Origin of the sequence: Mesorhizobium sp. CA5 (assembly GCF_020165105.1) — a bacterium.
GTDB lineage: Bacteria > Pseudomonadota > Alphaproteobacteria > Rhizobiales > Rhizobiaceae > Mesorhizobium.
The window spans coordinates 41,129-54,225 of sequence record NZ_JAIUHJ010000003.1; the positions used below are offsets into that span (position 1 = coordinate 41,129).

Annotated in this window: 14 protein-coding genes; 9 read left to right on the forward strand and 5 right to left on the reverse strand. The window is 63.7% G+C overall.

The features are described from left to right. Window positions 1-160 precede the first annotated feature (160 nt). The 3 genes from LB529_RS05040 (at window position 161) to LB529_RS05050 (ending at window position 2,274) form a co-directional block, all read left to right on the forward strand. The gene (locus tag LB529_RS05040; RefSeq protein ID WP_140542794.1) at window positions 161-529 is read left to right on the forward strand and encodes an Hpt domain-containing protein; all 369 of its coding nucleotides are present in this window, start codon (window positions 161-163) and stop codon (window positions 527-529) included. A 101-nt stretch (window positions 530-630) separates the two neighbouring features. After that, window positions 631-951: a 2Fe-2S iron-sulfur cluster-binding protein gene (locus LB529_RS05045; protein WP_224710433.1), complete on the forward strand. Its 321-nt coding sequence runs from the start codon at window positions 631-633 to the stop codon at window positions 949-951. 291 nt (window positions 952-1,242) lie between these two features. After that, the gene (locus tag LB529_RS05050) at window positions 1,243-2,274 is read left to right on the forward strand and encodes an NAD(P)/FAD-dependent oxidoreductase (protein ID WP_224710434.1); all 1,032 of its coding nucleotides are present in this window, start codon (window positions 1,243-1,245) and stop codon (window positions 2,272-2,274) included. Window positions 2,275-2,424: 150 nt separating this feature from the next. Here the strand turns inward: LB529_RS05050 and LB529_RS05055 are convergent, their stop codons facing one another. Both LB529_RS05055 and LB529_RS05060 read right to left on the reverse strand, forming a co-directional pair. Beyond that, complete coding sequence (locus LB529_RS05055) at window positions 2,425-3,909, reverse strand: MDR family MFS transporter (protein WP_224710435.1); 1,485 nt, start codon at window positions 3,907-3,909, stop codon at window positions 2,425-2,427. 210 nt (window positions 3,910-4,119) lie between these two features. Beyond that, complete coding sequence (locus tag LB529_RS05060; protein WP_224710436.1) at window positions 4,120-4,740, reverse strand: DUF922 domain-containing Zn-dependent protease; 621 nt, start codon at window positions 4,738-4,740, stop codon at window positions 4,120-4,122. Window positions 4,741-4,824: 84 nt separating this feature from the next. On the opposite strand from LB529_RS05060, the gene folP reads away from it, so the two are divergent. Genes folP through folK form a run of 3 tightly spaced genes read left to right on the forward strand, consistent with a single transcriptional unit; the run spans window position 4,825 to window position 6,537 of the window. Next, window positions 4,825-5,679, forward strand: a complete 855-nt coding sequence (gene folP, locus LB529_RS05065; RefSeq protein ID WP_224710437.1) for a dihydropteroate synthase — start codon at window positions 4,825-4,827, stop codon at window positions 5,677-5,679. Between the two features lie 2 nt (window positions 5,680-5,681). Next, window positions 5,682-6,041: a dihydroneopterin aldolase gene (gene folB / locus LB529_RS05070; RefSeq protein WP_095765255.1), complete on the forward strand. Its 360-nt coding sequence runs from the start codon at window positions 5,682-5,684 to the stop codon at window positions 6,039-6,041. Next, on the forward strand, window positions 6,025-6,537 hold the full coding sequence (gene folK, locus LB529_RS05075) for a 2-amino-4-hydroxy-6-hydroxymethyldihydropteridine diphosphokinase (RefSeq protein WP_140841127.1): 513 nt from the start codon (window positions 6,025-6,027) through the stop codon (window positions 6,535-6,537). The genes folB and folK overlap by 17 nt, the downstream gene beginning before the upstream one ends. Window positions 6,538-6,550: 13 nt before the next feature. On the opposite strand, the gene LB529_RS05080 is transcribed toward folK, so the two are convergent. After that, on the reverse strand, window positions 6,551-7,099 hold the full coding sequence (locus LB529_RS05080) for a DUF924 family protein (protein WP_224544417.1): 549 nt from the start codon (window positions 7,097-7,099) through the stop codon (window positions 6,551-6,553). A gap of 9 nt (window positions 7,100-7,108) precedes the next feature. Continuing rightward, entirely contained in the window at window positions 7,109-8,944 is a 1,836-nt protein-coding gene (locus LB529_RS05085) for a monovalent cation:proton antiporter-2 (CPA2) family protein (protein WP_224532037.1), read from the reverse strand. A 140-nt stretch (window positions 8,945-9,084) separates the two neighbouring features. Between LB529_RS05085 and LB529_RS05090 the strand changes: the two genes are divergently transcribed. From LB529_RS05090 to LB529_RS05100, 3 genes are all read left to right on the forward strand, one after another. After that, window positions 9,085-10,068: an AraC family transcriptional regulator gene (locus LB529_RS05090; RefSeq protein WP_224710592.1), complete on the forward strand. Its 984-nt coding sequence runs from the start codon at window positions 9,085-9,087 to the stop codon at window positions 10,066-10,068. A 60-nt stretch (window positions 10,069-10,128) separates the two neighbouring features. Continuing rightward, on the forward strand, window positions 10,129-11,337 hold the full coding sequence (locus LB529_RS05095; protein WP_224710438.1) for an MFS transporter: 1,209 nt from the start codon (window positions 10,129-10,131) through the stop codon (window positions 11,335-11,337). Between the two features lie 374 nt (window positions 11,338-11,711). Then, the gene (locus LB529_RS05100) at window positions 11,712-11,978 is read left to right on the forward strand and encodes a hypothetical protein (RefSeq protein ID WP_040982305.1); all 267 of its coding nucleotides are present in this window, start codon (window positions 11,712-11,714) and stop codon (window positions 11,976-11,978) included. Between the two features lie 79 nt (window positions 11,979-12,057). On the opposite strand, the gene LB529_RS05105 is transcribed toward LB529_RS05100, so the two are convergent. Then, window positions 12,058-12,954: a LysR substrate-binding domain-containing protein gene (locus LB529_RS05105; RefSeq protein WP_095765261.1), complete on the reverse strand. Its 897-nt coding sequence runs from the start codon at window positions 12,952-12,954 to the stop codon at window positions 12,058-12,060. Between the last annotated feature and the right edge of the window lie 143 nt (window positions 12,955-13,097).

Below are 13,097 nucleotides of genomic sequence, written 5' to 3' on the forward strand. Positions count from 1 at the left end.
CATTCCAGGCGATACGTAAAACTTTAAATATAAGGTTAACGGAGACGTGATCCGGCTGCCTCCGTGACAACATTTTTCCTCTGCAGTCGTTAACCCGTTGGCGACCGGGAGCGCCTATTTTCGTGGGCCCGTCTGCCCGCTTGATGGAGTTGCAGTGCGTATGCGTGGCGAAAGTGGTATTGCGTTTTCCATGCCGGGAGGCGACGCCTCCGGAACGGCTGGAGCCCGGCCGGTGGATCTCGGCCATCTGGCACGCCAGACAATGGGCGACCGCGACCTCGAACGCGAGGTGCTGGCGCTGTTCGTGCACCAGTCGCTGTCGGTCCGTGACCAGATCGCGGATGCCGACGCGAGGCAAAGGGTGCTTCTGGCGCATGGCCTGAAGGGCTCGGCGCGCGGCATCGGCGCCTTTGCGGTGGCCGACTGTGCTGCGATCATCGAAACCCAGCCGGAAGACGTCCGGGCGCTCAAGCGGCTCAGCACGCTGATCGAGGAAGTGCGCGACTTCATCGCCGGCATCAGCCGCTAGTATCCCGCCTTTCTGAAAAACGTCATTTCGTGGCGCTTTCGCGCCGCAGTTGACTTGTCCGGCAGAGTGATTATCTCGGCTGCGACTCCTCAGGTGACTTAATGACCAAGCTGACTTACATCGCCCATGACGGGACCCGATTTGACGTGGAAGCCGAAAACGGCTCGACAGTCATGGAAAACGCGATCCGCAATGCGGTTCCGGGCATCGAAGCCGAATGCGGCGGCGCCTGTGCCTGCGCGACCTGCCATGTCTATGTCGACGAAGCATGGAGAGCGGAGGTCGGCGAGCCGGAGGCGATGGAGGAGGACATGTTGGACTTCGCCTACGAGGTCCAGCCGAACTCGCGCCTCTCCTGCCAGATCAAGGTGCGCGACGCGCTGGACGGGCTGGTCGTTCGGGTCCCCGCGCGCCAGGGTTAAGGCGCGTCGATATTCAGGTGAGGCCGGCCTGCAAATGGCGACTTCCTGCGCTTCCGGCCTTTGCCGGCCGAAGCCCTCATGAGTGTCTCTGCTCTACGAAGGCTACGGCCGGCGTTGGCCGGTTCTCGGACGTCACCAGTTTGGTCGCTTCGCGCCCGTCTTCGACTCCGACTCGGCCCAACCTGAATCTCGACACACCTTGGCAGCTTCCCAATATTCTTTCGCGCCGGCAGCTTGGCAGCGGCCCATAGCTCATGCAGTCTCGCCGCATTCCCAATCAGGGCGCAGCGCATGACCGATACCATCAAAACGGACGTTCTCATTGTCGGGGCAGGGCCGATCGGCCTGTTCGCCGTGTTCGAGCTCGGTCTGCTCGACATGAAATGCCATCTGATCGACATTCTCGATCGTCCCGGCGGCCAATGCGCCGAGCTCTATCCTGAAAAGCCGATCTACGACATTCCCGGCTGGCCGACGATCTCCGCGCAAGGCCTGGTCGACAAGCTCATGGAGCAGATCCATCCGTTCAAGCCGGACTTCACCTTCAACCGCATGGTGTCGAGCCTTGAAAAGCTGGAGGACGGCAGTTTCCGCGTCGCCACCGATGAAGGTGAATTTTTCGAGGCCAAGGTGGTGGTGATCGCCGCCGGCGGCGGCTCGTTCCAGCCCAAGCGTCCGCCCATTCCGGGCATTGAGGAGTACGAAGGCAAGAGCGTCTTCTATTCGGTCCGGCGCATGGAGGAATTTCGCGGCCACGATCTCGTCATCGTCGGCGGCGGCGATTCGGCGCTCGATTGGACACTCAACCTGCAGCCGATCGCCAAAAGCGTGACGCTGGTGCATCGCCGCCCGGAATTCCGGGCCGCGCCCGACAGCGTCAACAAAATGTATGCCATGCAGGAGATGAAGCAGCTCGAATTCCTGGTCGGCCAGGTCAGCGGCCTTGCCGGCGCCGACGGCCAGCTGTCATCGGCGACCATCAAGGGTGGTCCGGATGGCGACGTCGAGGTGCCGTGCACCCGCATGCTGCCGTTCTTCGGCCTCACCATGAAGCTCGGGCCGATAGCCGAATGGGGCCTTAACCTCAACGAGAACCTGATCCCGGTCGACACCGAGAAGTTCCAGACGTCGATCCCGGGCATCTTTGCCGTCGGCGACATCAACTGGTATCCGGGCAAGCTCAAGCTGATCCTGTCAGGCTTCCATGAGGTGGCGCTGATGGCGCAGGCCGCCAAGCGGATCGTCAGCCCGGGCGAGCGCATCGTCTTTCAGTACACGACCTCGTCGACCAGCCTGCAGAAGAAGCTCGGCGTGCATGATTAAGGCGTATAGATATTCAGGTGATGCCGGACTGCGAACGGCAGCTTCCTGCGCTTCCGGTGCTCACGTACTTCAAGTACGCTCCGCTCCGGTTCTCGGAAACTGCCCTTCTCGACTCGGCCTGACCTGAATCTCAACACACCTTCAAGCGATCTACTCCGCAAGCGCGGGCGCGGTTTGCTCGTCGTGGCCGCGCAGTTCCTTTTCGGGCATCAGGACCAGCGTGATCAGCGCCAGGACGAGCGTTGCTCCAGCGGCGACGAAGATCATCACGAACGGCAACGCCGATGCCGGATGGATATGCGTCTGCGAGCCTTCTGAGGACAATGGCAGGCCGTAGCCGAGCGCGACGGCGCCGAGCATGGCCACGCCGAGCGCGCCGCCCAGCGTGCGCAGGAAGGTCAGAACGCCCGTCGCGACACCGAGATGCGCGCGATCGACGGCATTCTGGACCGAGACGGTGGCAACCGGGAATGTCGTTCCGCTGCCCAGGCCGATCAGAGTGGTCAGGATTTCCACCTCGAGCAGCGAGGCGTGTTCCGCAATGGCACTGAGCACGCCGATGCAGACGATGGCCAGGCCGACGCCGATCATCGCGATGCGCTTGTAGTGGACAAAGCGCGGGATCGTGCGGCCGCTGAAGGTCGCGCCGGCGACCGTGCCGAGCAGGAGGCCGAGCATCGCGGTGCCGGATTCGCTGACCGAAAGCCCGACGACCGATTGCAGATAGACCGGCAGGTATACCGAGGCGCCGATATTTGCGGCCTGCAAGAGGAACATCGACAGTGTGCCGGCGAGCACGATCGGGTTGCTCAAGACTTCGAGCGAGATCAAAGGCTCGGCCGCTTTGAGCAGCCTGAGCGCGAAGAAGGCCCAGAACACCGCCGAACAGGCAACCAGCCCAAGGATTTCGCGGGAAAACCAGGGATAGGCGCTGCCGCCCCAGCTGAGCGCCAGGAGCAGAAGCGTTGTGGCGATAACCAGCAGCACGGCGCCCAAGCCGTCGATGCGATGGTTCTTGGCCGCGACCGGCAGCTTCTTCAACGGGTTGTTGATGATGGCCATGGCCAGGAAGCCGATCGGCAGGTTGATCCAGAAGATCAGCGACCAGTGCAGATGCTCGGCAAACACGCCGCCGAGCAGCGGGCCGGCGACGCTGGCGACCGCCCATGTGCCTGCGATCCAGGCCGCATAGCGGGCGCGCTCGCGCGGCGGCACGAGGTCGCCGATGACCGTCTGGGCCAGCGCGAAGAGACCGCCGCCGCCGGCGCCCTGGATGGCGCGGCCGATGACCAACACCAGCATGTTGGGAGCAAGCGCGCTGACCAGCGACCCGAGCAGGAAGACGAGGATGGCGGCGTAGATGACGGGGCGGCGTCCGTAGACATCGGAAATCTTGCCGTAGAGCGGCGCCATCGCGGTCGCGGTCAGAAGATAGCCGGTGACGATCCACGGCAGATATTCGGCATGGCCGAGCGCGCCGGCGATCGTCGGCAGGGCAGGGGCTACGATGGTCTGATCAAGGGCCGCCAGCAGCATCGACAACAGCACGCCGCCGATGATGGCATTCTTCTCGCTCTCGCTCATCATCGGCGCGGCTTTCGGCGCCATCGCCTGGTTCTCGACGGTCTGGTCCATGCGTCATTCTTTCAAAGGCTGGTGCTTGGTGCGCCAAGACGGCTTTGGCCGGTCGCACCTGTCATTTCTCATCGTGGACCCGAGGCTTTGGCGCTTCGAACCCGCATTATGTCGTTCGATATAGGCCGATTTCGACCATCACTCGAAAGTTTTTCCGGTCTGGCACCATGCTTGGATGAAATTGGCCCCGGACAGGGCTCGGCTCTCAAGTCAAGGCGGCGGCAGCTGGCCGGCTTCGACACGCTCCATCCGGTAGCGCATCAGCCGAAGCATACGGCTTTCGAAATTGACGCTCTCGACGCGGTCGAAGCGGACCTGGTCCTGATCGTGCCTGGCGAGCTCGGCTGCCTGGACCGCGGCGGCGTTGAGCTTCGCCTGCTCGCAGGTCTTTTGCGGTGGGAGTGCCTTCAGCGCATCCTCGAGCAGGCGCGCATGGTTCTTGGCGATCTCGACATGGCGCTCCTCATGCCGCTTGATGTCGGCCGAGAGCGTATCCCAGACCAGCCTGACGCCGGGATCGGATTTGCGCGGGCGCCGCCATTCGGGGAGGATTACCTTGACCTTTAAGGTGACGGCCGCGTCGGCGATGCGGCAGGACCCGGCGCTCTGCGCGTAGCTGATGCGGGTGGTGAAGGCCATTTGCGTGGCGCCGGGATGCCGCGAGCCGGTGCTCTTCACCTCGGGGCCGTTTCTCGACAGCTGGTTCTGGATATCGTCGAGCGTGCGGCCGCCGACGCTGAAATAGCTGTAGGTCTTGACCAGACTGGCCGCGCCCGCCGGCAGGGCAGTGAGCGAGAGCATCAGGGCGCAGAGCAGGGAGCGGTTCATCATATTGCCTCTTCACGCACCTTGCTTTAGGGCCGTCGCCAGCGCAACGGAATTGATTTCGCGCGGATCACGCATGGTTGATGGACAATGACGACAAGGCGATGGCAGCTGGCGCATGGACGCTATCTCGACCTCGGTCCGAAGGCGGTCGTCGCCGGCATCCTCAACGTGACGCCCGACAGCTTTTCGGACGGCGGCCTGTTCATCGCGCCCGAGAAGGCGCTGGAGCAGGCGCACCGCATGGTGAAGCAGGGCGCGGCGATCATCGACGTCGGCGGGGAATCGACGCGGCCCGGTTTCGCCCCGATCTCCGCCGAGGAAGAACAGGCGCGCGTGCTGCCGGTCATCGCGGCGCTCGCCGCTTCCGGCGAGGCGCTGATCTCGGTCGACACCTATCGCGAGGACACCGCGCGGCTTGGCGTCGCCGCCGGCGCCCATATCGTCAACGACGTCCGGGGGCTGCAGCGTGAGCCGGGCATCGCGCGCGTCGCGGCCGAGACAGGCGCCGGGCTCGTCATCATGCATACCGGGCGCGAACGGCAGAAGCTGCCCGATGTGATCGAGGACCAGTTCCTGTTCCTGCGCAAATCGCTGGAGATCGCGCGCGCCGGCAATGTCGCCGACAGCCAGATCGTGCTCGATGCCGGCTTCGGTTTCGCCAAGGAAACGGCGGAGGAAAACCTCGACCTGATGGCGCGTTTTTCCGAGCTTCAGGCGCTCGGCTACCCGTTGATGGCCGGAACCTCGCGCAAGCGCTTCATCGGCACGGCCACCGGGCGCGATCCCGCGGAACGGGCTGCCGGCACGGCGGCCACCAGTGTCATCCTGCGCTTGAAGGGAGCCGACCTGTTTCGCGTCCACGATGTCGCAATCAACGTGGATGCGCTGGCGGTCACCGATGCTATGCTTCAACGCGAAACCGAGCTTCCTCCCGGACACTGATCATGTACCTCATCCGCATGAAGAACTGCGCCTTCTTCGCCCGCCACGGCGTGCTGGACGAGGAGGAGACGCTTGGCCAGCGTTTCTACGTCGATGCCGAGCTGACGGTCGAGCCCAGCCGGCCGCTGACTGAGGATTCCATCGAAGACACCGTCAATTATGGCGTCGCCTTCTCGGTTATCGAAAAGATCGTGACCGGACATCGCCGCTTCCTGATCGAGGCGCTGGCGCTGGAGGTGGCGAAGGCGCTGACAGCGCGATTCTCGCAGATCAGGAAAGCCGCGATCACCGTGCGCAAGCCGAACGCTCCGGTGCCGGGCGTGCTCGATCATGTCGAGGTGACCGTTGTCTGGCCAGAATAGCGCCGTCTACCTCAGTCTCGGCGGCAATCTCGGCGAGCCGGCGAAGTCCATGGGCGCGGCATTGCGCATGCTGGACGGCGACGACGCGACGCGCGTCACCGCCGTGTCCTCGCTTTACCGCACGCCGCCCTGGGGCAAGCTTGACCAGCCCGATTTCCTCAACGCCGCCGCCGCGATCGAGACGGCGCTTTCGCCACGCGCGCTGCTTGAGCTTTGCCTCGATGTCGAGAAGCGGCTGAAGCGCGTGCGCGAGGAGCGCTGGGGGCCGCGCCTCATCGATATCGACATCCTGGTGTTCGGCGACCGGGTGATCCACGAGACCGGGCTCGAAGTGCCGCATCCGCGCATGCTGGAGCGCGCCTTCGTGCTGGCGCCGCTGGCCGAGATCGCGCCAGGGCTTTCGGTCGGCGGCAGGAGCGTGTCGGAACGGCTCGAAGCCGTCGATACGTCCGGCATCGAGCGGCTGCCTTCGGGCCGCGAATGGTGGCTCGCTTAGTTCAGCCGGCCGGTCAGCCCGAAAACCCGCCGCCGTCCAAAAATGCCTGCTCCTCGGCCGTCGTCGCACGGCCGAGCATGCGGTTGCGGTGCGGAAAGCGACCGAAGCGCTGGATGATCTCCAGATGCTCATTGGCGTATTTAAGATAGTCCGGCGCTCGCTCGGCGGTGAGTTCCACCGACCGTTCCTGATCCGCCAGCACTTCGGAATGCTCGAAGGGCAGATAGAGGAAGACGCGAAACAGTTCTTCCAGCTCGAGGTCCTGACCGGCGGTGATCGCCCTGTCGGCGAAGTATCTGGCGAGCGGATCGGTCGCGTACATGTGGCCGGTACCGCGGAAGCAGTTGCGCGGGAACTGATCGAGCAGGATCATCAACGCCAGCGATCCTTCGGCATGCGCATTCCAGTCGTCGCATTCGCGCCGCGCGGCGGCGTAATGCAGCTCGAGAAAGCGGCTGCGGAAACCGGCGTCGAAGGCGTCGCTCTTTTCGAACCAGGCGTCCTCGCCGGCGTCGCGCCAGAATGCGATGACCGAAAGCGCTCGCGGATCAAGCTCTGCCATATTTGCCTCTCAGTTCTTGGTCTCTGCCTGATTCAGCACGACGGCGGTTTCCTGGTTCAGCGCGCGGCCGGCGCGGCGTGGCTGCGTGAGCGGCGTCGGGATCGGCGTGCCGATATTGCCCTTGAGGAAACGCTGGCCGGCGCGCACGCCCTCGGCCAATTGCGTCTCGAAGCGCGCCTCGTCGCGGCGTCGCACATCCTCAATGACTTCGGCGACCTCCTCGGGATCGACGCCAAGCGCCTCCAGCGCGGAGCCGCCGAAGACCAGCGCCGATTCGAAGGTCTCGCGCAGCTGATAGTCGACGCCGGCGCGCACGAGCTGCAGCGCGGTGCCGCGGTCGAAGGCGCGCGCCAGGATGGTGACCAGTGGAAATTCGGCCTTGATAAGCTGCGCGATGCGCACGGCGGCGTCGGGCTTGTCGACGCAGATCAGCACCGCGCGGGCGCGCCCGGCGCCAGCCGCATGCAGGATGTCCAGCCTCGTGCCGTCGCCGTAATAGACCTTGAAGCCGAAATCGGCCGCCGCCTGGATCATCTCCACCTCGTTGTCGATGATCGAGACGTCCATCCCGCGCAGCAAAAGCGGCTGGCTGGCGATCTGGCCGAAGCGGCCGAAGCCGATGATCAGCACGCTGCCGGTGAGGCCGTCGGCGATGTCGACGCCGTCGAGGGACTGCTCGTCGCGCGGGGTGAGGTAACGGAGCGCCAAGATCGCGAGCGGCGTCAGCACCATTGAGATGATGACGATGGCAGTCAGCGTGGCGTTGGCCTGGCCGTCGATGATGCCGACTGCGGCAGCGGACGAATAGAGCACGAAGGCGAACTCGCCGCCCTGCGCCATGAAGACGGCGCGTTCGAGCGCCTCGCGATGGCCGCTTTTCAGAATGCGCGCGACGACGTAGATGCCGAATGCCTTCATGACCATGTAGGCGACGACATAGATGGCGATGAGCCGCCAGTTCTGGGCTACGACGCCAAGGTCGAGCGACATGCCGACGGCGAGGAAGAACAGGCCGAGCAGGATGCCGCGGAACGGCTCGATATCGGCTTCGAGCTGGTGGCGGAAGGTCGATTCCGACAACAGCACGCCAGCCAGGAAGGCGCCCATCGCCATCGACAGGCCGGAGAGCTGCATGGCCAGGGCCGATCCCAGCACCACCAGCAGCGCCGCGGCGGTCATGACCTCGCGGGCGCGGGCATCGGCCAGGATGCGGAAGAGCGGATTGAGCAGGTAACGGCCGGCCACGACCAGTCCCACGATCGCGGCGATGCCGATCCCGACTTCGGTCAGCCGCTCCGAAAGGCTGGTTTCGGCGCCGCCGGGCGCTAGGAATGCGATAAGCGCGAGCAGCGGCACGATCATCAGGTCTTCGAGCAGCAGGATGGAGACGATGCGCTGGCCTTTCGGCGTGGCGATCTCACCGCGCTCTTCGAGCAACTGCATGACGATCGCCGTCGAGGTCAGGACGAAGCCGGCGCCGGCGACGAAGGACTGCGCGATGGGAAAGCCTCCAGCCAGTCCGACGAGAGTGAGCAGGACTGCGCAGACGCCGACCTGCAAGGCACCCAGGCCAAAAATCTCGCGACGCAGGCCCCAGAGCCGCGACGGCTGCATCTCCAGCCCGATGATGAACAGGAACATGACGACGCCGAGCTCGGCGACGTGGAGGATCGCTTCCGATTCAGAAAAGATGCGCAGGCCGAACGGACCGATGACCACGCCGGCGGCGAGGTAGCCCAGGATCGAGCCCAGCCCCATGCGCTTGAAGATCGGCACGGCGACGACGCCCGCGGCGAGCAGCGCCACCACCTGCACCAGATCGCTGCTCGACGCTTCAACTGCCATGCCTGTCGTCCCGTTGCTCGAAGCACTCCTTGCATGCCCCGGGAGCGAGAGGCAAGGGCGGGCGGACTGACTTGAAGGGTAGGGTGCCGTTGAAGCGGCCTCAGCTTGCCTGCCGGACGTTCGGCATGTACAGTAACCGAATGCCTGACTATTCGTCCCGCCCGCCTCTGCATATCCCGATGGATGCGCTCAGCGAAGTCCTACAGGACCTTCGCTTGAGTGGGGTCAACTATGGCCGCTGCGAGCTGCGGCATCCATGGAGCATCGCCTTTCCGCAACAGAAGCTGCTTCGCTTTCACTTTGTCGGCCAGGGTCCGTGCTGGATTTATACCGAGGCGGAAGGCTGGCAGGAGTTGCGCGATGGCGATCTGGTGCTGTTGCCGCAAGGCATCGCCCATCGGCTGGCTAGTGCGCCGGACGTTGTCGACGACTCGCTCGAGAGTTGCCAGGTTACCAAGTTGGGGAGCAATGTCTGTGAGGTGGTGCGGGAAGGGACGGGCGCGACAAGTACCCTTTTCTGCGGCTCCATGGCCCTGGGCGTCTGTGCGCTCAATCCACTGATCACGTTGATGCCATCTATTATCAAGGGGTGCGATGTGGCCGGCAACGATCCGGTCGTCCGTCCTTTGCTGGCGGCTATGACGGCGGAAGCCGCGCAACCGCAGATGGGCAGCGCCACGATTCTGTCCCGTATGGCGGACTTGCTGACCGCCCGGCTTATCCGCTGCTGGGTCAATTGCACTGGAGCTTCTACCACCGGCTGGCTTGCAGCCATCCGCGACCCCCATATCGGCCGCGCTCTGGCAGCCATGCATCGAGACCCCGGCCATAACTGGACCCTGGAAAGCCTTGCCGCCCTGGCAGGCCAATCGCGCTCGATTTTCGCCGAGCGCTTCAGCGCTGTGTTAGGGGAGGGCGCTGCCCACTATCTCGCCCGTCTGCGGATGCAGCTTGCCCGCGAGTTGCTCGGGCAAAACGGCCTGTCGGTTGCCGAGGTCGCTACGCGTTTGGGCTATGATAGCGAAGCATCCTTCGCGCGCGCGTTCAAACGCATCACCAATGTCTCGCCAGGCGTTGTGCGCCGCACAATTCCCGGACGAACGGACATGAATTTCGGATTATAAGGTACATATCATCCGAGAAGACTCGTCTATTGAAGACCTCCAGACTTTGGAGATCTTTCAGTGACAGACACAACATTACAGCTTGAAGACGCGGCGATAGACCTCGATGACGCCGCGCCAGCCCGGTGGAACGCAGCCACCTGGTTTGCGGTCATTTCATTGGCGGCCACCAGCTTTGCCCTGGTATCAGCCGAATTCCTGCCGGCAGGCCTGCTGACGCCGATGGCGCGGGACCTCGGCATCAGCGAAGGAACCGCCGGACAGGTCGTCACCGCCACGGCTTCGGTCGGCGCCGTGACGGCCATGTTGAGCAATGTTCTCATCGGACGATTGAACCGCAAGACGGTGCTGGTTGGCCTCAGCGCCTTGGCGGTCGGTTCCAACCTCCTTGCCGCGCTAGCGCCCAATTTCTGGCTGTTGCTGCTGGGCAGGGCCGGGCTCGGAATCGCTCTCAGTGCATTCTGGGCACTGTCGGTTGCCGTCGTGGCCAGGCTGGTCGGCGCCAATGCGACAGGTCGGGGCATGGGCATCGTCACCCTCGGCGTCTCGCTCGCCACCATCGCCGCCCCGTCAATGGGGGCGTTGATCAGCGACTGGCTAGGATGGCGCAGCGCCATGGCCTTGACGGCGGGGTTGGCAGTGATTGCCATGCTGCTGCAATTGCTGAGCCTGCCGACCTTGCCTGCGACGGCCAGCAATAGTCTGGCTGACGTATTTCGGCTGACACAGCGGCGCGGCATCCAACTCGGTATGCTTGCCATTCTTTTGCTGATGACGGGGCATTTTGCCGGCTCTGTTTATGTGCGCCCCTTCCTCGAACACGTGACGCTCCTCGCCACCGGGCCAATTGCCCTGGCCCTGCTCGGATTTGGCATCGCGGCTGTGATCGGCAACGTCGCCGGCGGCCGTATGGCCGACGCCAATATCCGCATGGCGCTCGCGGGCAACGCCGCATTGATGGCGTTTGCGGCGCTGGCATTGGTGCTTTGGGGCGTGCACATTGGCGTCGCGTTCACATTCGTCACGCTTTGGGGCTTGGCCTTCGGCATGGCGCCGGTCGTGCTGCCGACCAATCTGTCCCGCGCGGCACCTGATGCGCTGGAAGCTGCGGGTAGCCTGATGGTCGTCTCCTTCCAGGTTGCCATCACCATCGGCGCGGTTGTCGGCGGCTATGCCGTGGATACCCATGGCGCCACGGGACCTTTGACCCTTACCGCCGTCCTTGCCGCATTGACCGTCGTGCTGGCGCTGCTACAGCCTCGCGGGTGAACTTTGCTCCAGCTGACATGGAGCGTCTCATCGTTTCACGAAAACGGTGAGACGCACTATCTCTTTGTTTTCGGGGCTGAAAACCGTTTCGTACATTTCTTGGGATTGCTCTAAAGCCGTCGCGTCTGAATGGCCTCGTACGACGCGCTTTAGCTTGTTGCCTTATGCCCGTCGTCGACCCAAAACCGTTGCGCGCTTTGGGCGACATGCATCGGGCGGCCTCAACACGGACGCCGCGACGTTGCAACCTGATTACACAAGTTTATGCGGTCCGGTCGTTGCTTCACGCCACAATCGGAGGTTATGGCACGTTCGGCTTCGGCCAGTGGAGGCAGCGGCGATGGGCGGCTGCCTTTTTTGAGGAGATGATTGACATGAAGAAGTTTTTGCTCGTTGCCGTGGGTGTTGCGGCGTTGGCCGGTTCGGCTTGCTCCAAGGGGCCGGAATGCACGCAGGAAATCGCCGCCAAGAAGGCGCAGGACATGGCTGCCGCGCTCCAGGAAGCCATCACCAAGGATCCGAGCAAGGCGGCTGATCTGACCGCCAAGGTGCAGGCTGTGACGACGAAATATCAGGGCGCCACGACGCTCGACGAAGCCTGCAAGGCCTATGACGAGCTGACCGCCACCATCAAGGGTTGAGCCCAGCCGTCGACAATGCGAAGGCGGTGGCCGGTCGGTCGCCGCCTTTTTTCTTGCGCGGCGCTTCGGAGGAGACGCGCTATGCGATACCCATCGTGCGCTTATGGTCGGCGATCTCGGCGAGCAGCCAATCCTGGAACAGGCCGGTGCCTGGCTTGTTTCCGATGCTGCGGCGCTGGTGCAGGTAGATTCCGGCGGGATAGGTGTGGCGGGCGCTGAACGGGGCGACAAGCTTGCCCTGCTGCAAAAGGTCTTGGGCCATCATGGTGTCGGCCAAAGCGATCCCCGCGCCGTTTATCACCTCGCGCATGATCAAGGTGCAGTCATCGAGCGTCGTGCTGGATTTCGGCGTGGCGTCCAGAACGCCTTCCTGTTCCAGCCAGCGCCGCCAGCGCATGCTCTCGCATTCGTGGATGAGGTGATGATTGACCAGATCGGCGGGCGTTCTGAGCGGCACCGGTCCCTCAAGCAGCGACGGCGCGCAGACCGGCGTCAGAACGAGCGGGATCAGCAGCGTCAGGGCCGGGCCGGCCTTGTAGACGAACTCGTCGACAATGGCCAAATCGAAGTTGGCGCGCTTGCCCGACGTCGAGATCTCCAGGTTCACGGACGGATGCAGCTTGCGGAAATTCGGCAGCCGGTCCGCCAGCCAAAGGTTCAAAACCGCCGGCACGCAGAGAACCCTGACCCGCTGGGTCCTGCCGTGACCATGGACGAAGCTGACATCGTCGGTGGCGCGCCAGATAGCCTCGAATGCTTCGGAGAGGCCGCGCGCATAATATGAGCCCCTGATGGTCGGTGTGATCTGGCGAAAGCCGCGCTCGAACAGCTCCTGGCCAAGGTTCTTCTCGAGCGCGCGGATGTGGCGGCTGACGGCCGAGGGCGTCAAATGCAACTCTTCCGCTGCATCCTTGATGCTGCCGAGACGCGCGGCGGCCTCGAAAGCGCGCATGCCATTGAGTGAGGGCAGGGCCATTGGCCGATCATGAAATGTCAGTTGAGTTTTTGTCAATCGACTTGGGCAAAATTGGCGTTTGATCGCTTGGCCGGTTCGGGGATACCCAAAAGACAAGAGCGACCAAGTCGCCATCCGAAAACGATTGTTTGGGCACTCCGATG

Excerpts from the sequence above, each read along its gene's own strand:
- LB529_RS05080 (WP_224544417.1), bottom strand. The coding sequence starts at position 7,099 with ATGGCAGAGCTTGATCCGCGAGCGCTTTCGGTCATCGCATTCTGGCGC.
- LB529_RS05055 (WP_224710435.1), bottom strand. The coding sequence starts at position 3,909 with ATGGACCAGACCGTCGAGAACCAGGCGATGGCGCCGAAAGCCGCGCCG.
- LB529_RS05050 (WP_224710434.1), top strand. The coding sequence starts at position 1,243 with ATGACCGATACCATCAAAACGGACGTTCTCATTGTCGGGGCAGGGCCG.
- LB529_RS05045 (WP_224710433.1), top strand. The coding sequence starts at position 631 with ATGACCAAGCTGACTTACATCGCCCATGACGGGACCCGATTTGACGTG.
- LB529_RS05085 (WP_224532037.1), bottom strand. The coding sequence starts at position 8,944 with ATGGCAGTTGAAGCGTCGAGCAGCGATCTGGTGCAGGTGGTGGCGCTG.
- LB529_RS05105 (WP_095765261.1), bottom strand. The coding sequence starts at position 12,954 with ATGGCCCTGCCCTCACTCAATGGCATGCGCGCTTTCGAGGCCGCCGCG.
- folB (WP_095765255.1), top strand. The coding sequence starts at position 5,682 with ATGTACCTCATCCGCATGAAGAACTGCGCCTTCTTCGCCCGCCACGGC.
- LB529_RS05040 (WP_140542794.1), top strand. The coding sequence starts at position 161 with ATGCGTGGCGAAAGTGGTATTGCGTTTTCCATGCCGGGAGGCGACGCC.
- LB529_RS05060 (WP_224710436.1), bottom strand. The coding sequence starts at position 4,740 with ATGATGAACCGCTCCCTGCTCTGCGCCCTGATGCTCTCGCTCACTGCC.
- LB529_RS05090 (WP_224710592.1), top strand. The coding sequence starts at position 9,085 with ATGCCTGACTATTCGTCCCGCCCGCCTCTGCATATCCCGATGGATGCG.
- folP (WP_224710437.1), top strand. The coding sequence starts at position 4,825 with ATGACGACAAGGCGATGGCAGCTGGCGCATGGACGCTATCTCGACCTC.
- LB529_RS05100 (WP_040982305.1), top strand. The coding sequence starts at position 11,712 with ATGAAGAAGTTTTTGCTCGTTGCCGTGGGTGTTGCGGCGTTGGCCGGT.